Origin of the sequence: Natronorubrum bangense (assembly GCF_004799645.1) — an archaeon.
Lineage (GTDB): Archaea > Halobacteriota > Halobacteria > Halobacteriales > Natrialbaceae > Natronorubrum > Natronorubrum bangense.
In genome coordinates this window covers 2,690,253-2,707,866 of the sequence record NZ_CP031305.1, presented here as the reverse complement: position 1 = coordinate 2,707,866, position 17,614 = coordinate 2,690,253, and the positions used below count along the sequence as shown (strand labels likewise).

Genomic DNA, 17,614 nt, shown 5'->3' with positions numbered 1-17,614 from the left:
ACTACGGGCGGGTGCCCAAAAACCACACCGGAGTTCCATGACGAGAGCGAGTGACCGATGGCTGCCAGTGGCTCAGTTGTCCGTGGGACGCGCGACGAGCAGTCTCGCGGCGGAGAGCCCACCGATTCCGATCGTGAGCCAGTACGTACAGAGCCGGTAGATGAGTGCAATCGTCACTGCAGCAGCTGGCTCGAGCTGACCGAGTGTGGTGAGTCCAGCCGTGACAATCACCTCGACGCCGCCGGTGCCGCCAGGGGCGGGAACGACAGCGCCCAGCTTTCCGAGTGCGACGACAAGGGCGACTACGGGGAAGGCGAGCTGATAGCCCAACGCGAGTGCACCGATATAGATGGGAAGCATTAGGAAAGCCATCCCGAGATGGGCGTAGACGGTTGCGATCACGAGTGTGCGTTTATCGGCTGTGATCGTTTCGACTGTGGTGTAGAACCCATCCAGCCGGGGCCGGACGGCGTCGGGAGAGAGCTGTTCGTCGAACCGGGTGGTAACCCGGCCGACGACGCGACGGCAGAGGCCGGTGATGCCGAGAACGAGTCGGTAGACGATCGCTGGCTGCTGAACGGCGATGTAGACGACGCCCACGACGACGAGAAACAAGGAGGCGAACGCGACAAACTGCGTGCCCATGCCGTCTCTGAGGGTGCCGCCGGCTGCGATCATTCCCAGAGCCAGAAAGCCGAACGTGTAGTAGGGGACGTAGTTTAACAGATCTGCGGACAGGATACTGGCGAGGCCGTCTTCGTAGGCCATCTCTCCGTCGCGCGAGACCAGATAGGCAACGAACGGTTCGGTTGCGAGCTGTCCGTAGGGAGTGACGTACTTTACGAACATCGCAGTCAGAAAGACTTCACCAATCCGTCTGCGTGGCATCGTTTCGTCGATCAGTGCGATGAACCGTGCCCAAACCAGGCCACGGAACGTCAGCGCGAGCGCGCCCGAAAGGAGACCGAGACCAAGCACTCGATAGTCAGCCTTCGAAAGCTCATCCAGAACGTTCTGGCCACCGATCGCGTTGATCAGGAGGACGAGGAGGAGGAGGGCAAACGCGAACCCGAGGGCGATCCGTCGTTTCACACGTGAACATGGTCCTGATACTACAATTGCTTTATGAATAGACGATAAGCCGAAATCCAACGACGGCTGATGGTTACTCGGAGCTACACGGGATTTACCCATCAAACGGTACAAAATCAGTGAGTATCATGCAGCCAGTCATGCTGTTCAATAGGTCATTAACGGACGGCAGTTGCAGGCCGCAATGAAACCAGCGGGAACGTCCTATCCAGAGATATGTCCGATCCAAGACTCAACCGACGCAAGTTCGTTGCCGCTGCAGGTACCGCAAGTGCACTCGTACTCGCTGGCTGTGCAGATAACGGCAATGATGACGTGGATGAAGAAGATCCCGTCGAAGACGAAGACGACGACATGGTGGATGACGAAGACGACGACATGGTGGACGACGACGAAAACGGGACGTACATGCTCACGGTGACCGTCGAGGACGAGGACGAAGAGCCCGTTGAGGGTGCGATGGTCGAACTCGACGAGATGGACGATGAGGAGATGGACGAGGAAGACGACGAGATGGACGATGAGGAGATGGATGACGACGACGAGATGGAAGATGAAGACGATGACGAGGAGATGGATGACGACGACGAGATGGAAGATGAAGACGATGACGAGGAGATGGATGATGAGGACGATGACGAAGAGATGGACGATGACGAGTTCCCACGAGAAGATGAAACTGACGAAGACGGTCAGGTCGAATTCGACGACCTCGAGGACGGCGAGTACATGGTCACCGCCGAGTTCGAAGGCGAAGAGGCCGAAGACGAAGTCGAAATCGATGGCGACGACGAGGAACTGACGCTCACGCTCGGCGAAGACGACGAGATGGACGACAACGACGAGATGGACGATAACGACGACGACATCTAATCGGCTATCGTTCCGTTCCTCGAGCGCGACGCGGTGATCGAACGAACGCCGGGCGGCTGATCGGCTGATCGGCTGCCGTGCCCCTTTTTCCGACGCGATATCATCATAGCGGCTGCGATCGAAGACGCTGCCATCATCCAGAGTCTTGGATCATCGGCCCGTAATGAACGACATTTCAAACGTGTGGAGTTGTTGGATGGACGGTTAGTCAGCGCCGAGGGCACTCGAGCGACACGAGTGGTTGTTCCGCCGGGACAGGTAGGGGGACCAGCTCTGCCCCTGTGAACTGTTTACACAACTGTTGTCGATTCAAACCAGCGGCTTCTCCGTGAAAGAGACAGCGTGAGCGACAGCACAAGCGCCCAATTACGTATTATTTTGCCGACTGCACTGGGTGTTGAGGCATTAATCTCGTCTGGAACATCCACGACACTGATGTATCGCGTTCCTGTGGTTTCGTTTCGGCGACCTTTTTTGCGCTTTCGGCGTGTAACAGCGCATATGCGAGACGAAGACGAAATCCGCGAGCAGTACGAGTTTCTCAAAGAACACCTCGAGAGCGAGGAGATGCGCCACGACGGCGTTAGAGAGATGTTCACGTATTACAAACGTGCGCTTGGCTGGGTCCTCGAGGAAGAGCATATTTGAATCCAGTCACGTACGAAACGTATCACAACTCAGTCCGGTGTCGTTAGCTTTAAGTACACTCGGCAGAATCTGTCACGTGACGCTTCGCTTGGAGGGCCGAAGCGTCAGCGGGGACCAATTCAGGGCGGCAAGCGATCGCGTGACATTTTTCCGTCACGCGATCTGCTTTCCTGTTTCCAACTAAAACTACTGCGTAGCGGCTGTGCTATCGATACGTTCGTTGAGTCTCGATTCGGCAGCCTCGTGTACGAAATCTGCTGTTATAATTCTCCAGAAACGATCCAGATGGACTGTAAACATGACTTCCGCATTATGCATGCGCTGCTTCGAACCCCTCATCATGATTATCATTCGAGAACGGTCGAGACGCCGATTCTCATCGGTAATATCCCGGTTTCGATCGAAACAACCCGATAGCCTTATTAAAATTCGACAGTAAGTGCGATTGGTACTTTCCCAATGTACGACCTGACAGGATTCCAGCGGGACTTGCTGTACGTGATCGCCGGCGAGGAAGAACCGCACGGACTGGCAATCAAAGAGGAACTCGAGAACTACTACGAGAAAGAGATCCATCACGGCCGCCTCTACCCAAACCTCGACACGCTCGTCGACAAAGGCCTCGTCGAGAAGGGACGACGCGACCGCCGAACGAACTTCTATACGCTCACCCGTCGTGGCCGCCGAGAGCTCGAGGCACGTCGAGAGTGGGAAGCGCAGTACGTCGAGTTGTAGGGCGTGGTTCGGTCACGAACGGTTACCGCGCTTGCGGGGCTGGCAGTCGGCGTTACGGTGAGCGCCGCCGCCTGGATCTTCTTCGAGACGGCGCTGTTCCTGTTGTTTCTCCCGTTCGTCCCGATCATCTTCGGCTGGGGACGGTCGGGAGATGACGACGAACAGCGCCAGATATCGACCGTGAAAGACTGTCCTGAGTGTTCGTTTCAGACGACTGAGTCGGCGTACGACTACTGCCCGCGGGATGGCCGTCGTCTTCGTGAGCGCCGAGAGTGATGGAGCTCGAACCCCACGGTACCAGTGACACCGTGCTTGAGGACGGATCCCCAGCTTCGACACGCTGCTTATATATGATCGTGATGAACTGGCCACAGTGAGCGAGGTCTCGTTGCAACTCGTCGATGCGTCGCTAGACAATACAGTCGTCCGGATCGCGCTTGCTGGCGCGCTCGGTATGTTTCTGGGCTTAGAGCGCGAGTGGTCCCAGAAGTCCGCCGGCATTCGGACGTTCTCGCTGATCAGTCTCCTTGGAGCAGTGTTTACGCTGTTTGCCATCGAGACGGATATCGGTGAAGGGCTCCTCGTCCTCGGCGGTGTGCTCGTCATTATCCAGGGTGTGTTGCTGGCGGTTCAAGGGTTGTTGAGCGATGATGACACCGGACTCTCGCTGACGACCTCCGTTTCGATGCTCGTCGCTTACAGCGTCGGTGTGCTGGTCGCTTCCGGATTCATCATCGAAGGTGTCACCGTCGCCGTGCTCTCGTCGCTGTTGCTCGTCCTCAAACGAGAACTCCACGAGTTCGCGTGGGGACTGTCCCGCGAAGAGATGCGCTCGACCACTGAGTTCGCCATTCTGGCGTTCGTCATCTACCCGCTGTTGCCCGCTGAGATTGCCCTCGAGTTCGGTGGATTGGTCCTCCCGCTCGAGCCACAGGTGATCTGGCTGATGGTCGTCGCCGTCGCGGGGATCGGCATCGCCAACTATGCGATCGTCTCGACCTACGGCGGCCGAGGGATCGCCGTGACGGGATTTTTTGGTGGACTCGCCTCGTCGACGGCCGTCGTCGGCACGATGCTCGATCACGTCCGCCAGCGACCGGCAGCCGCCTCGTATGCCGTCGCAGCGATCTTGCTCGCAAACGCAGCGATGGCCGCACGAAACCTCGCGATCGCAGTGGGGTTTACTATGGGTGGGGAGACAGCGATCCTCCTCGAGGCGATCGTTCCACTCGGGGCCGTGATCCTGATCGCGTTCGCGATCGCCGTCATCACCGCTGACTGGCGTGAATCAGGACCAATCGAACTCGAGAGCCCGTTCTCGATGAAAAATGCACTGGCGTTCGGTGCCGTCTTCCTCGTCGTTCTCGTCTTCGGATCGCTCGCTGAGACGTGGTTCGGGACGCTGGGATTCTACGCGACCGCCGTCGCGAGTGGCTTCGTCTCGAGTGCGGGCGCAACCACGTCGGCGGTCGTCCTCTATCGGGGTGGCCAACTCGGCGCTGCCGAGGCGACGATCGCCATCCTGCTGGCGACGGTCTCGAGTATCGTCGTCAAGGCGCTGCTCGCATCAACGTCGACGAATCACGATTTTCGCAAGCAGGTCGCGGTCTACAGCGGCTTGCTCTTGCTCGGTGGTGGGCTCGCATCGCTTCTCATCATCCTCTGAGCTCGGCCAGCGAGTATATCAGCCACGCTACCATAGAGCACACTGTATGGACCGCGACACGGTGGAACCCCAGGTCGAGACGATTCCCAACGAGCGAGCCAGACGGTGGGTCGACTACCACCACCAGTTTGCCGCTCCAAGTACGTACGTCTACGAGTTCGTCTGGGATACTGGCGCAGACGCGGTCGGTCCGTTCTGTACCGACGTCGACGGCAACGTCTTGCTGGATTTTACGAGTCACGTCGCTGCCGCCCCGCTTGGCTACAACAACCCGATTCTTCGCGAGAAACTCCGGGAGTTCGATCTCGTTGATCCGCTGAAGATCGCTGGCCAGGACTTCTACGTCAGCGGGAGCGGGCCGCCCGAAGATCCCGAATTTCCCGGCCCAACGCAGTTGATGGACCGACTGGTTGCGATGACTGACCACTACGGGATGGACCGAGTCTTCCTCTCGAACTCAGGGGCCGAAGCCATCGAAAACGCCATCAAGATCTGTTATGCCGCAGGCGGCCACCGCGCGTTTACGTTCGAGGGTGCCTTCCACGGCCGCACGCTCGGCGCGCTTTCGCTCAATCGGTCGAAAGCCGCCCATCGACGCGGCTTTCCCGAAGTGCCTGGCGTGATCAGTCTCCCCTACCCAGCGACGCAAGACGAGTACGAACGCCGCTGGCTCACCGACGGCCCCGGCGGCAACGTCGTCGCTGACAAGCTCCACCCAGACCGCGGCGTGATCGATCCTGATGAAATCGCCTTCCTGATCCTCGAGCCGATCCAGGGCGAAGGTGGCTATCGAGTCGCCCACCCCGAGTTCGCCCGCGACCTCGAGACACTGCGTGAACGGTACGATCTCAGAATCATCGCCGACGAGATCCAGTCGGGAATCGGCCGTACGGGCGAGCTATGGGCGATCGACCACCTCGATCTCACACCCGATGTCATCACCAGTGCGAAGGGGCTACGTGTCGGTGCGACGATCTCCCGCTCGGATCTGTTCCCCGAAGAGACGGGCCGGCTCTCCTCGACGTGGGGCGCTGGCGACCTGATCGCCGCGATGCAGGGCGTGCTCACAATCGATATTATCCACGAACAGGGCCTTCTCGAGAACGTTCGGATTCGCGGCCGGAACCTCCGTGACCGCCTCGAGGAACGCGACCTCGAGCCCATCGTCGACGTCCGCGGTCGTGGACTGATGCTCGCCGTCGAGTTCGACACCAAAGCACGCCGCGATGCCGTCCTCGAGGCAGCGTTCTCGCGGGGCCTGTTGACGCTTGGCTGTGGATACAAAACACTGCGACTGTTGCCGCCGCTCGACGTCACCGAGCGAGAGATCGGCCTCGGCGTGGAACTGCTCATCGAATCGATCGAGGCCGTTACGCCGTCGGATTCCTGACTGTCGTCGTACGAAAGCCCCATCCTCTTTTCCCGGCCGAGCCAAATCAAGAGACGATGATTGGGGCACTTTCGCTCGGCGAGAAAGCGGTGACGTTTGGTTACAAACGCTACGGCGTTCCGGGCGCGATTGCATCAGGTGGAGTCGCACTGGCAGGGTACGTCGCCGTCCGGCGAGCGCTTCGGTCGGCGACGAACGCCGACGAAGACACGCTCGAGTCAGCCATCGATACCGAGTCGCTCACGGACGCGGTCGAACAAGAGGGGCTGGAGGCGGTGACAGACGTTCAGACACTCGACGACGTGATCGACGAGGAGCAGCTGCGCTCGGCCGTCGACGAAACCGATGTCTCGTCGTCGGTGGGCGAGGTAACGGATGAGTTCACGGGCGAGACAGACGACTCGAGCGCTTCGGATCACTTGGAGTGAGCACGAGAACGACCGGTCGACGCGTCCGTCGCAACGGGACGCGGCTGTCCCCAGCCACGAAGCGATGCTGGGCTCCACCCGACCACCAGCACAACCACCACGAGGAGCGTCCCGAGATGGGCGTACGGATACAGCTCCGGACTGAAGCCGAGCGTCTCGCCGGTGAGATTGCCGGCGAAGTGAAGTCCGATCACGGCGAGGACGCTCCGCTCCGTGTTGTTGTAGACCCACGTGCCGATGATCGCGGTGAGGACGATACTCGGGAGCCACCACCACAGCTCAGGATCGAAGGTCGTCCCCTCGAAGTAGCCAGCCATGTAGACGAGCGGCACGTGCCACGCCGCCCACACGCTCCCGAGAACCAGACTTGCCACCAGTGCGCTCCAGCGCGCCTGTAGCTGATCGAACCAGTAGCCACGAAGGCCGATCTCCTCGATCGCCGGGAACACGAGCGCAACGGCAACGAGCAGGACGACCGCTGTCGGATCGAACAGTCGACTGACTGTGATGACCTCGAGCGGCGACGAGACCCCCATCACGAACGCGACGCCGGCGACGGCTAGATTGAACGCCGGATAGAAGCAGCCGATCACCAGCCACCAGCGGGGCGCGATACGATCGCGGTCGATCAGCCGCCGTCGGAGCGCAGCGAGGCCTGCACGGCCGTCCTCGAGCCACAGCAGGCCAAGTCCTGCGAGCAGCGGGCTCAGCCCGCCGACGAGGAACAGGCCGACGTTCGGGAGCGACCAGACCGACTCGCCGGAGGCGACGATTGGGAGCCAGAACAAGTACGCCCAGCCCAGATACAGCGTCGGAAAGGCCCACGGCTGCGAGCGCTCGATGGTCCGTTGCACTCGTGTTCGGACCGTCGGTCCTTCCGTGGAGACCATACGACACCGCTGTCTCGTCGCATCGATGAAAACGTGCGTTCGCTCTCACACACTGGGAACAGGTCCTGCAAACCGAAGCTGCAGCCGTTACTCGCCGCGAAGCTCGTTCATGTGGTCGATCCGGCGCTGAACGAGGTCGGCTTTGCCGATGTCGTGGCGCATGTGCAGCCCCTCATCGCCGGCGACGGCGAGTGCGTCCTCGGCGATCGCCTCGGCTTCGCTGATCGAGTCAGCGACACCGACGACGGCGAACGAGCGGGAGGTCGTCGTATAAATGCCGTCGTCGCGCTCGTCGACGTCATCAGAACTCTTCGAGTTCTGATTGCCCGAAGAGCTCCGCTCTTCGACGCTGGCGTAGTAGAGCAGGGCGTCACCCGCGCTCTCCTCATCGACCTGCACTTTCGCACCAGCTTTGGGGTCCGTCGGGTAGCCCTCGGGCACGGCGTACTTGCAGACCGTCGCTTGCTCGGCAAACTCGAGCTCCGGCGGGGCCTCGCCGTCACGCGCAGCCGTGAGCACGTCGATAAAGTCCGTCTCGAGGACGGGCAGCGTGTTCATCGCTTCGGGGTCGCCAAAGCGGGCGTTGAACTCGATGACCTTCGGGCCCTCGCTCGTGAGCATGAACTGACCGTAGAGGATGCCGCGGTAATCGTCTAAGGCGTCGACGGTGGCTTCGATGATCGAGACGGCCTCCTCGTAGTCCTCGTCGGTCATGAAGGGCAGGGACGGGGTTGCGTCGGAGTAGCTGCCCATGCCACCCGTGTTCGGTCCCTCGTCGCCCTCGTAGGCGCGTTTGTGGTCCTGGACTGCGGGGGCCGTCTCGAACGCGCCGTTGGCGACGAAGGCTTGAATCGTCACTTCCTCGCCGATCAGGCGTTCCTCGAGGACGATCCGGTCGTAATCGGAGTCGCGGATGTACTCCTTGCCCTCCTCGGGGGTGACCTGATCGCCGATGACCTTGACGCCTTTACCGCCCGTGAGGCCGGCGGGTTTGATCGCGAGGTCGCCGTCGTACTCGTCGATAAAGTCACAGGCCGCGTCCATGTCGTCGAACGTCTCGAAGTCCGGACAGCCGGGGATGTCGTTTTCGGCCATGAAGCGGCGCTGGAACGCCTTGTCCGTCTCGATGCGGGCGTCGTCGGCTTTCGGCCCGAACGCGTAGATGCCCGCGTCCTCGAGTGCGTCTGCGACGCCGGCGTCGAGCGGTGCCTCGGGGCCGACGACGGCAATCGTCGCCTCGACGTCTTCGGCGTAGTCGACGACTGCGTCCGGATCGGTCGTTTCGAGCGTCTCAAATCCGGCCGCGATCCGGGCGATGCCCGGGTTTTTGTTGCCGGCACAGGCATAGAGGTCGGCCTCACTATCCTCGAGTGCGCGAGCGATGGCGTGTTCGCGGCCACCGCCGCCGATCAGGAGTACGTTCTCTCGCATGGTCGATAGCGGAACGCACGAACCTGTAAGCGTTGCTCTTTCCTCGAGTGAAAGTATGCACGGCCGTGTGTACTCCGACGATCTGTCTTCCGATCGTGTTACCGGAACGTACACGTCTTCCGACTGTCAATTTTCGAAATATGCAACGCCGCTCGTTTCTCCAGACCCTTGCGACCGGCGGAATCCTGCTTTCTGCTGACTGTGCTGAATCGGTTCCGTTTTCGACGACACGGCTAGATTCGAACGAAGTGTTCGACGGCTACCGGTACGAGGACCGTGACCTCGTCGTCGAGTTCCACGACGATGTCGATGTGAATCAAGCGATGCTCGCCGACTCGAGCATCGACGAGGAGTACGAAACCGTCGACCACCCTGGCGATTCCGTCCGGTTCCCGGTCGTCTTTCCCGACCGCCTCGAGTCGCGCGTCTCGCATTCGCTTCGTGTGAACGCCGAAACAGACCGAGGGTCGGCACGACTGGGTGTCGGACAGCCGGTTCACGCGTACGTCCACACCGTCGAGGCGCTTCCGGACGGCCGCGCGCGTCTCGAGATTGAGAGTCAGACGTCGGCCCCGGTGCTCGTCGGATTCGTCGGTATCTACGGCGACGTTCCGAACCCGACGCTCGATCCCCAGAGCGACTCGTTCGATCACTCGTCCGTTCTCGGTCCGGGTGTCGTCGGCGCCGCCGCGAATCGACCGCTGTCCGAATTCAGAACCGATCTCGTCATCCCGCCGGAGGAAACGAGAGTGTTCGAGACGACGTACGCCCCGTTCGCATTTCCCGACGGGATCGACGCCGCGGACTGCAACGGCGACGAACGCACCGGTACCGTCGCGGTCGTTCACGGCTCCGGCGGCAGTGCCGCGTACACTTTCACGTACCGACTCGAGGGCGAGCCAGCGTCGCTCGAAGATGGGCTCGAGGCTGCGGCCTGTCCCGACACGACATCGGCTTCGGAGTAGCCAGTCGCTACACCTTGCCGAACCACTCTCGCTCGAACCGCTTGCGGAACTCGAGTACGAACGCGTGCCGATCGCCGGCCAGTCGACAGCCGGTCTCGGCATATTCTCGCGCAGGTAAACCAGATTCCCCCCGACGTGCTCGAGAGTCGGGCCATCGAAATCGTCGTCTGAGGCCGATAAACAGTTCAGAAAAGTTATCAAACTCGACGACGATGGCGACGGCTACAGGCGATGAGTGCACCATCCACCCTCGAGTCCACCCATCCCCGGGCGGGGTTCGTCCCGATTCTGCTTGCGAACCTGCTTCCGCTCGTGGGCGTCCTCGCGTTCGGGTGGGACGCGGCGACGCTGGCGATGGTCTACGCACTCGAGGTGTTCCTGTCGTTCCCACTGGCAGCGGTAAAGGCGCTGTTCGCCCAGCAGCCGTCGAAAGTCGAAACGGACGAGAACGACCACAAGGACCCGACCGTCGCGGACGAACTGAAGGAGCGACGCGGCAGCGCGCAACTGGTTTCGTGGCTTCCGCCGATCTATCCGCGGAACGTCCCGTTCGTTAGCACCGTCTTCACCGGGTTCGCGTGGGTCGCAGTCGCCGTCGGGAGCATCCTCGCGACAGCGATTCCCGTCGCGGACGTCCTCACGCGACCCGAGGTTTTGGTGAGCATCCTCGCGCTGGTGGCCGCCAGCGCGGCTGACGGCTGGTTCGACTATATTCGTGGCGGCCGCTACGAGACGGTCTCCGCCTACGAGGTCGCCGAAACACACGTCGGACAGACGCTTTTCGTCGTGTTCGTCCTCATGGTGGTCACGATACCGGAGGACGTCAGCGGAGTGGCGCTGCTCGTCGGCTTCGTCGCCGCCAAGGTACTCGTCGAGTGGGCTTCTTTTCGCGCCGCCCACAGGGACGGCGGCCCGAACCGCATTCTCGGCTGGCTCGCCGGCCCCGACGATCCGACGGAGCCAACGGAGCCGCCGATCGTCCCCGACGGCGAGCCCACCGCTCGGTTTTCGACCGACAACACCGCCGTGCGCTACACTGCCGTCCAGCACACGCTGTTCAGGAGCCTCTTTTTCGCACCCTGGATCGTCATCTCGTGGGTCGTCCTGCTCGCAGTTTTTACCGGCGACGGCACGCCCTTATCCGTCGTGGTCGCGACTGCTGTCGCGTTCGGCTCTTTGCTCCTGTTGCAACCCGCAGTGGAGTTTCTGAAGTTCGTCCTCAGATACGGCCCGCTCGAGTATCGGCGGTACGAGGACGACGACCGGGACGAGGACCGACTCGTCGCGTACGATACGTGGGTCGACGAACCGCAGTGGTCGGTCCCACTCCACGAGGTTCGGGACGTCACGGTCGTCCGCGATAATCTTCCGGATCACCTGCTCAACACCCGGACGTTCGCCGCGACGATCGGTTGGGGCGACGACGAGTTCGAACGCGATCTCGGGCCTGTCTCAGACGGCGAGGCGTTCGCAACGACGTTCGATTTGCTCGTTCGATCGACGGAATTGGAACCGATCGACCGACGGCTGGCTGGGGCTGCGGTCGCCCTCGCCGGGTGTGCCGTCTTCGGGTTCGTGCTAGCGGTCGCGGCCACGCCGTCGGTCGGGACAGTCATTCAGGGCGTGTACATCCTTCCGTTCGCGCTGGTTCCGGCGTGGGGACTCTGGCGACTGGCGTATCCGAGTGCGGAGTGACCCTGGTTCCAAGTGCTGGGTTCCGATGCGAGCCGAATTCGTTACTGACGTTCGCGACTTCAAATCCTGAAGCTGCGGGTTTTACCTTACGAACACGCAAACGATGTGTCAACTATGGGCGAGGACTGCGATGTCGAAACGATCGGAGGCGTTCTAGAAGATTCCGTCGCCCGTTCCATCCTTGTTCACGCCCGCACGGAATCGCTGTCGGCGAACGCCCTCGCCGACCGGTGTGACGTCTCGACGGTGACGATCTACCGGCGCCTCGAGACGCTTCGCGAGCACGACCTCGTCGTGGCATCGACGGTGCCAGAGCGCGACGGAAACCACTACAAGGTGTACCGGACGAACGTGCGTCGCCTGACCGTCGATCTCACCGACGACGGATTCGAGCTGAGTATCGAACGCACGGACACGGCCGCCGACCGATTCACCAGACTAATAGAGGAGATGTGAGCATGATCCCAACTATCGACCCGTCCATCGAAGCGATCGTACAGGGAAGCCTCTTTATCATCTTGACCATTCTCGGTCTCGCCATCATTTACCTCGCGTTTCAGGGCTATCGACGGAATCAGAGCCGACCGATGTTATTCCTCGCGCTCGGATTCGCCGCGATCATCGTCCCCGAACTCGCGATGACGGTCGTCACGCGACTCGTCGAGATTTCGCAGTTCTGGATCGTGACCACCTACCAGGTCACGAACGTCTTCGCGTTTTGCTGTATCCTCTATGCAATCACGATGGAACCGTGATTGCACTCGAGGCCGTGGCGGCCGCGTTGGCTGACTTCGCCGACAAGACTGACGGAGACGGAGCGGATTCGTAAGCGTTGATTCACCTTCTGAAGCCGCGATGGACGGTCTTTGGCAGTTAATCTGGTATTCGTACCCATGGCTGAATCGACTGTCGACAGGGAATCGAATCGATCCGCCAGCGACACGCTTCTGTACGGCTCGAGCGATACCCGCCTGCGCGCGACGTGGCGAGTACTCGCCCCGCTCATCGTCGCCATCGCGCTCTACGTTACCGGTCACGCATTGCTCGAGACCGTCGTCACATCGGTTCTCGAGACCTGGATGAAGACGGGCGAAACCTCGGCAGTCGTCGCGACAGCGGGCTTTTTTATTGGGTTGTCGATCACGATCGCGCTCTCGGCGGTTGCGGGATTGCTCGTCGCCTCGCGGCTCGACCACCGACCCGTCTCGAGTTACGGCTTCGCCCGCTCCCGCGGGTGGATCGCCGACTTCGCCGCGGGCATCCTCATTGGCGTCGCCGCCAGTGCAGGAGCGGTCGGGTACCAGGCTGCTCGAGGAGATCTAACGCTCAGCGTATCGGTGACGGGTGTCGGCGTCGACTCAGCGGCGCTTGGTGGGCTCGTCCTCGTAGTGGTGCTGGTATTTCTCCTCGTCAACAACGTGTTCGAAGAAGTAGTTTTTCGCGCGATCCTCATCCCGAACGCGGCTGCGGGACTGTACGCTCGCTTCGGCTCGCGATCGATCGGCGCGACGGTCGTCGTCGCGGTCGCGGTCAGCCTCCCCGTGTTCGGTGCGCTCCACGTTCTCGGCGGCGGTCTCGCGGCCATCGTTACGAGCGCGATCGGCGGGATTCTGTTCGCAACGGCCTACGTCCTCACCGGTCGACTGGGGTTGCCGATCGGCGTCCACTTCGGCGGCATCGCCGCCCTCAGCCTCGAGCAGCAACCGCTCGCCGCTGATCCCGAACTAACGCTGCCGTCGGTCGTCGTCGCCGAGTGGGTCGGAACCCCGTCGCTCCTCGTGAGCGTCGAGCTGTGGACCGTCAGGTTGCTCCTCGGCGTTGTGCTGGTCTGTGTCTGGGTGTACGCGACGTATGGCGATCTCTCGATCACCGAGCGAGTGTTCCCCGCCGACGCCGATTTCGACGCTGATCCGGACGGGTGAGCACTCGAGATGTCAGAAGAGTACTGATGGTGGAACGATCAGTTGATGCCGATGCTCGAGTGGTTCGGCGGGGTTTCGAACGTCGTCAATCTCACCATCCCGCTGTTCGGTCTGGCTCTCCTCGTGACCCTTCGAGAGATCACCGAGACGAACCGTAGCTGGCAGTACATCGCTGCCGCGTTTTGCTGCTGGGCGGGGGTTCGGCTCGTCATCGCTCTTCGGGACGGAACGCTCGTCGCCGTTCCTCGCCTCGTCGGAGCCAATCTCGCCGTCCTGTTGTTGGTCGGATTTTTTGTGCTGTTCTTCCGCGGTCTGTTCGACGTATGGCGGCTGCGAGACACAGCCACAACCTGACCCGAACGCGGCCGAGCGAACGAATTACGCGGCGGGGTTCGTCGATCCCTGCCGTACTCGTCGTCGGGAGGCGCAAGGGTCAAAGACGGTCTGGACAGCGTGATGAAAGTAGGACCGGTCGATACGAAGGCAGATTGAAACGTTAAGACTGGTGGGTTTTAGTTGCGGAATACGAATGCAGCGACAATGCAACAGTACCTCGAGTTAGTCGACACGGTCCTGTCCGATGGCACCTACAAGCCAAATCGGACCGGCGTCGACACGATTTCGTCGTTCAGCGAGCACTACGAGGTCGACCTCCAGGAGGGGTACCCCCTGCTGACGACCAAACAGATGGACGGCTACCGCTGGAACTCAATGCTGCACGAGGTGTGCTGGTATCTCTCCGGCGAGGAACACGTGAAAAACCTCCGCGAAGAGACCAAGATCTGGGACGCGTGGGCCGACGAGGAGGGGCGACTCGACACCGCCTACGGCCGGTTCTGGCGACGGTATCCGATTCCCGACGGCGACGCGCAACTCGAGGGTGAAACGTGGCCCGACGAGGCACACCGCTGGGTCACCGAAGAGGCAGACGGGCGGAAGACGTTCGACCAGCTCCAGTACGTCGTCGACACCCTTTCTGACAGCCCGAACTCGCGTCGACTCGTCGTCAACGCCTGGCATCCCGCGAACGCGGCCGTCTCGACACTGCCACCGTGTCACTACTCGTTCGTCTTCAACGTTCAGGGCGACCGGCTGAACTGCCATCTCACTCAGCGCTCCGGCGATACTGCGCTGGGAATCCCGTTCAACATCGCGGCCTACGCACTCCTGACGAAAGTCGTCGCCCAGCAGACGGGCTTCGAACCCGGAACCTTCGCCCACACGGTCGTCGACGCCCACATCTACTGCGGCCGCGGCGCGCGCGGGGAGTGGTATGCCGACAACCTCGAGGCGCTGCAGTCTCGTCTGGCCGACGTCGACGAGCGCGAGGATTATCTCGCCGTCCGCGAGTGGCTCGAGGCCAACGCGCCAGCCGAAGCCGAGGGTGACGAGCGACTCGATCACGTCCCCGGTCTGCTCGAGCAACTGTCTCGAGAGCCACTCGAGCGCCCAACGCTCGAGATCGGTGACGCGACGATCGACGACCTCGCCTACGAGGACGTCGAGTTGCAGGATTACGACTGCCACGACGGGCTCACGTTTTCGGTGGCCGAATGAGCGGGGACAGCGACCTCGAGAGCGACCGCGAACTCGTCGGCATCGTTGCCGTCGCGGACAACGACGTTATCGGTAAGGACGACGAGATGCCCTGGCATATTCCCGCGGATCTGCAGCATTTCAAGGAGACGACGATGGACCACCCGGTCATCATGGGCCGGGTCACCTATGAGGGTATTCTCGAGGCGCTTGGCGAACCGCTGCCGGGGCGGACGACGATCGTCCTGACGAGTCGAGACCTCGAGACGCCCGAGAACGCTATCGTCGCGAACAGCCTCGAGGGCGCACTCGAGGCGGCCGACCGGGCAGCCAGCGAGCGCCACGACGACACTGACCGCGTGTTCGTCGCCGGTGGCGCGACCATCTATGAGCAGTTCTTGCCCGCCCTCGACCGACTAATCGTCACCGAGGTTCACGAAGAACCCGACGGCGACACCGTGTTTCCTGACTGGGACCGGGAATCGTTTCGGGCGGTTTCGCGTGACGAACGCGATGGGTTCGCGTTCGTGGAGTACGCCCGCCACGAGTGACCGGACCGGGGACTGTGACGGGCAGCGGCTGGTTCTTTCTTTCACACTGGACACAGCGTGATGGGGTCGTCGTGAGACAGCGGTGGCTCCTTCACGCTTCTCATGGGATTGCCACCGGACTTGTGTTCTCTTTCTGGCCACACAATTTTCTGTTTTAGCGGCGAATCCCAGAGCCCGAACGACGCAAGCTCAGGATTACAGCGAAAGCCTACGGCTGAAGCCTGTAAGCTCGATCGGTATTCTGTCCGAAAGATTGGATACCGAGTCCGAGACGAGCCTGTCAAAGCCACTGTCCCGGTCGGAGGCCTACTGGGTCGGCCCGAACCCCGGCAGCCGGTCGAAGAACCCCCGACGTGGGGATGACCGGTTGTACCGGGCGCTGGTCTGTCACCAGCAAAACCCCACCGACTGAAGCCGTGGGCGAAGGCAGAGACACGTTCGAATTTCTGCTCGAGTTGCTGAGCGACGGTCCGAGGAAACCAGTTGTTTCGTTCGCTGAAGGAGTTTGAGTCACGTGTTAGCAAACGTTTATGCACCGGTGGCGTTCCGAAGTCGAGTTCCACAGGCGGCAGCTACCGCGAACAGGTCAACCGGCACTCGACGCCCGCTGGCAACGCATTCGATAGAGCGAAAGGCGTGCTCAAAGCACGTTCCGACCGAACAGTATGAGATCGATCAAAAGAGATATATGTGGACATGCGTCCGTATATTTTCGCCATTAGCGTTGGTCTTCGATTATAGCTCGGATTGAGTGATGGAACAATACGACTCATTTATGAAAAATTAAAGCAAGGGTTGGCTGTCCCAACTTGGGGACCAACGTGAGAGATATGATAAAAAACAGTGACGGACAATCCAACGACTCAAAACGCTCGTTCGTATCAAACGGGGCACTCGCCACGACGGCAACCGCTCTCGGCGCAGGGGCGTTGGCGGGGGCCGCCGTCGCTCAGAACGAAGACGAGGTTGTCGTGTTCGGTGACGACTTCCAACCCGACGTCGACTTTGACGTCGTCTCACAGCTGAGCTCGTCAGCGAAACTGGATATAATTGAGGCGTCGGGGTCAGCAGATGACGTGTTTGACGACCCGGACGACTGGGATGTATTCATCATCAATCACGATCTGGGCTCGGACGCGCCGACGTGGGGCCTCCTGTTTACAGAGGACCTCGACCTCAGTGCCGGTGACAGCGAGACGATGGGCGAGGATGGTGATATCCGTGACCCCGAACTGCATCTGATGCGGATCGTGATGTAACGCCGAACTGGCCCTGACGAGAGATTTTCTTTCCTTGCGACGGTACAGCCGCCCGTTTCAACAGCGAGACGCTCGTTGTCAAGCCCAGGCAACGTCCGCTGTGCCGACTGCCGTCGCTGCTCGAGCGGTCCAGTCAAAGAGCCGTTCGGGACGACGGACAGTACTGGACTGTGACTAGTCCTCCGTGATGATTTTCTCGTGGACAGTCTGAGGAAAGCATTTGTTTTACTGTATGAGGCGTTCAGGATCGTACCGCTGCTACCGGAAAACCGGGAAGGAGACCCTGAGAGCGAGGAATCGGACATCGACACGCAGGAGTACAGTACGATCGAAATGGATCGTATTTGACCGTTATCAGTCACGAGGAGCAACGGAACCGAACCGTCCGCATGAGTCCCGTTTCCCCGAATAAACAACCATTGCTGACACGATTTTCCGCCGTGTCGTGAACTGCTGAAATACAGCCTCAGAGGTGTATGAGCGGTATATCCTTCGATTTCAGTTCGTCTTATACGGTGAAACAATGGGGCTCA

19 protein-coding genes are annotated in these 17,614 nt (G+C 60.9%); 16 read left to right on the top strand and 3 right to left on the bottom strand.

Annotation, left to right across the window (positions count from 1 at the left end):
* Positions 1-72: 72 nt before the first annotated feature.
* Positions 73-1,092: a lysylphosphatidylglycerol synthase transmembrane domain-containing protein gene (locus DV706_RS13445; protein WP_136350888.1), complete on the bottom strand. Its 1,020-nt coding sequence runs from the start codon at positions 1,090-1,092 to the stop codon at positions 73-75.
* Positions 1,093-1,308: 216 nt separating this feature from the next.
* Between DV706_RS13445 and DV706_RS13440 the strand changes: the two genes are divergently transcribed.
* The 7 genes from DV706_RS13440 to DV706_RS13415 all read left to right on the top strand — a co-directional run bounded on the left by DV706_RS13440 (position 1,309) and on the right by DV706_RS13415 (position 6,832).
* Positions 1,309-1,965, top strand: a complete 657-nt coding sequence (locus DV706_RS13440; RefSeq protein ID WP_006065597.1) for a hypothetical protein — start codon at positions 1,309-1,311, stop codon at positions 1,963-1,965.
* 501 nt (positions 1,966-2,466) lie between these two features.
* Complete coding sequence (locus DV706_RS21800) at positions 2,467-2,613, top strand: hypothetical protein (protein ID WP_006065596.1); 147 nt, start codon at positions 2,467-2,469, stop codon at positions 2,611-2,613.
* Positions 2,614-3,072: 459 nt separating this feature from the next.
* Positions 3,073-3,348 (top strand): PadR family transcriptional regulator, encoded by a 276-nt coding sequence (locus DV706_RS13435; RefSeq protein WP_006065595.1) that lies wholly within the window; start codon positions 3,073-3,075, stop codon positions 3,346-3,348.
* A 3-nt stretch (positions 3,349-3,351) separates the two neighbouring features.
* A complete protein-coding gene (locus tag DV706_RS13430) occupies positions 3,352-3,624 on the top strand; it encodes a hypothetical protein (RefSeq protein ID WP_006065594.1) in 273 nt (90 codons plus the stop codon).
* A 97-nt stretch (positions 3,625-3,721) separates the two neighbouring features.
* Entirely contained in the window at positions 3,722-5,014 is a 1,293-nt protein-coding gene (locus tag DV706_RS13425) for an MgtC/SapB family protein (protein WP_006065593.1), read from the top strand.
* A gap of 46 nt (positions 5,015-5,060) precedes the next feature.
* Positions 5,061-6,404 (top strand): aminotransferase class III-fold pyridoxal phosphate-dependent enzyme, encoded by a 1,344-nt coding sequence (locus DV706_RS13420; protein WP_006065592.1) that lies wholly within the window; start codon positions 5,061-5,063, stop codon positions 6,402-6,404.
* 56 nt (positions 6,405-6,460) lie between these two features.
* A complete protein-coding gene (locus DV706_RS13415) occupies positions 6,461-6,832 on the top strand; it encodes a hypothetical protein (RefSeq protein WP_006065591.1) in 372 nt (123 codons plus the stop codon).
* Here the strand turns inward: DV706_RS13415 and DV706_RS13410 are convergent.
* Complete coding sequence (locus tag DV706_RS13410) at positions 6,820-7,722, bottom strand: CPBP family intramembrane glutamic endopeptidase (RefSeq protein ID WP_006065590.1); 903 nt, start codon at positions 7,720-7,722, stop codon at positions 6,820-6,822. The genes DV706_RS13415 and DV706_RS13410 overlap by 13 nt on opposite strands.
* An 87-nt stretch (positions 7,723-7,809) precedes the next feature.
* The gene (purD, locus tag DV706_RS13405) at positions 7,810-9,153 is read right to left on the bottom strand and encodes a phosphoribosylamine--glycine ligase (RefSeq protein ID WP_136350887.1); all 1,344 of its coding nucleotides are present in this window, start codon (positions 9,151-9,153) and stop codon (positions 7,810-7,812) included.
* Positions 9,154-9,293: 140 nt separating this feature from the next.
* Here purD and DV706_RS13400 point away from each other — a divergent pair, with 140 nt between their 5' ends.
* The 9 genes from DV706_RS13400 (at position 9,294) to DV706_RS13360 (ending at position 17,081) form a co-directional block, all read left to right on the top strand.
* Positions 9,294-10,118: a hypothetical protein gene (locus DV706_RS13400; RefSeq protein ID WP_006065588.1), complete on the top strand. Its 825-nt coding sequence runs from the start codon at positions 9,294-9,296 to the stop codon at positions 10,116-10,118.
* Positions 10,119-10,349: 231 nt separating this feature from the next.
* Complete coding sequence (locus DV706_RS13395; protein ID WP_049889719.1) at positions 10,350-11,813, top strand: DUF6498-containing protein; 1,464 nt, start codon at positions 10,350-10,352, stop codon at positions 11,811-11,813.
* A gap of 114 nt (positions 11,814-11,927) precedes the next feature.
* A complete protein-coding gene (locus DV706_RS13390; protein WP_006065585.1) occupies positions 11,928-12,269 on the top strand; it encodes a winged helix-turn-helix domain-containing protein in 342 nt (113 codons plus the stop codon).
* A 2-nt stretch (positions 12,270-12,271) separates the two neighbouring features.
* A complete protein-coding gene (locus tag DV706_RS13385; protein WP_006065584.1) occupies positions 12,272-12,568 on the top strand; it encodes a DUF7521 family protein in 297 nt (98 codons plus the stop codon).
* Between the two features lie 138 nt (positions 12,569-12,706).
* Positions 12,707-13,735, top strand: coding sequence for a CPBP family intramembrane glutamic endopeptidase (locus tag DV706_RS13380; RefSeq protein ID WP_006065583.1), 1,029 nt, complete (start codon positions 12,707-12,709; stop codon positions 13,733-13,735).
* A 45-nt stretch (positions 13,736-13,780) separates the two neighbouring features.
* Positions 13,781-14,089 carry a hypothetical protein gene (locus tag DV706_RS13375; protein ID WP_006065582.1) on the top strand — a complete coding sequence of 103 codons (309 nt, stop codon included), beginning with the start codon at positions 13,781-13,783 and terminating at the stop codon, positions 14,087-14,089.
* A 186-nt stretch (positions 14,090-14,275) separates the two neighbouring features.
* Entirely contained in the window at positions 14,276-15,292 is a 1,017-nt protein-coding gene (gene thyA, locus DV706_RS13370; RefSeq protein WP_006065581.1) for a thymidylate synthase, read from the top strand.
* Positions 15,289-15,822, top strand: coding sequence for a dihydrofolate reductase (locus DV706_RS13365; RefSeq protein ID WP_006065580.1), 534 nt, complete (start codon positions 15,289-15,291; stop codon positions 15,820-15,822). The genes thyA and DV706_RS13365 overlap by 4 nt, the downstream gene beginning before the upstream one ends.
* 830 nt (positions 15,823-16,652) lie before the next feature.
* Positions 16,653-17,081 (top strand): hypothetical protein, encoded by a 429-nt coding sequence (locus DV706_RS13360; RefSeq protein ID WP_006065579.1) that lies wholly within the window; start codon positions 16,653-16,655, stop codon positions 17,079-17,081.
* Positions 17,082-17,614 lie beyond the last annotated feature (533 nt).

Excerpts from the sequence above, each read along its gene's own strand:
- DV706_RS13395 (WP_049889719.1), top strand. The coding sequence starts at position 10,350 with ATGAGTGCACCATCCACCCTCGAGTCCACCCATCCCCGGGCGGGGTTC.
- DV706_RS13365 (WP_006065580.1), top strand. The coding sequence starts at position 15,289 with ATGAGCGGGGACAGCGACCTCGAGAGCGACCGCGAACTCGTCGGCATC.
- purD (WP_136350887.1), bottom strand. The coding sequence starts at position 9,153 with ATGCGAGAGAACGTACTCCTGATCGGCGGCGGTGGCCGCGAACACGCC.
- DV706_RS13400 (WP_006065588.1), top strand. The coding sequence starts at position 9,294 with ATGCAACGCCGCTCGTTTCTCCAGACCCTTGCGACCGGCGGAATCCTG.
- DV706_RS13420 (WP_006065592.1), top strand. The coding sequence starts at position 5,061 with ATGGACCGCGACACGGTGGAACCCCAGGTCGAGACGATTCCCAACGAG.
- DV706_RS13360 (WP_006065579.1), top strand. The coding sequence starts at position 16,653 with ATGATAAAAAACAGTGACGGACAATCCAACGACTCAAAACGCTCGTTC.
- DV706_RS13440 (WP_006065597.1), top strand. The coding sequence starts at position 1,309 with ATGTCCGATCCAAGACTCAACCGACGCAAGTTCGTTGCCGCTGCAGGT.
- thyA (WP_006065581.1), top strand. The coding sequence starts at position 14,276 with ATGCAACAGTACCTCGAGTTAGTCGACACGGTCCTGTCCGATGGCACC.
- DV706_RS13415 (WP_006065591.1), top strand. The coding sequence starts at position 6,461 with ATGATTGGGGCACTTTCGCTCGGCGAGAAAGCGGTGACGTTTGGTTAC.
- DV706_RS13380 (WP_006065583.1), top strand. The coding sequence starts at position 12,707 with ATGGCTGAATCGACTGTCGACAGGGAATCGAATCGATCCGCCAGCGAC.
- DV706_RS21800 (WP_006065596.1), top strand. The coding sequence starts at position 2,467 with ATGCGAGACGAAGACGAAATCCGCGAGCAGTACGAGTTTCTCAAAGAA.
- DV706_RS13375 (WP_006065582.1), top strand. The coding sequence starts at position 13,781 with ATGCCGATGCTCGAGTGGTTCGGCGGGGTTTCGAACGTCGTCAATCTC.
- DV706_RS13410 (WP_006065590.1), bottom strand. The coding sequence starts at position 7,722 with ATGGTCTCCACGGAAGGACCGACGGTCCGAACACGAGTGCAACGGACC.
- DV706_RS13390 (WP_006065585.1), top strand. The coding sequence starts at position 11,928 with ATGGGCGAGGACTGCGATGTCGAAACGATCGGAGGCGTTCTAGAAGAT.
- DV706_RS13435 (WP_006065595.1), top strand. The coding sequence starts at position 3,073 with ATGTACGACCTGACAGGATTCCAGCGGGACTTGCTGTACGTGATCGCC.
- DV706_RS13385 (WP_006065584.1), top strand. The coding sequence starts at position 12,272 with ATGATCCCAACTATCGACCCGTCCATCGAAGCGATCGTACAGGGAAGC.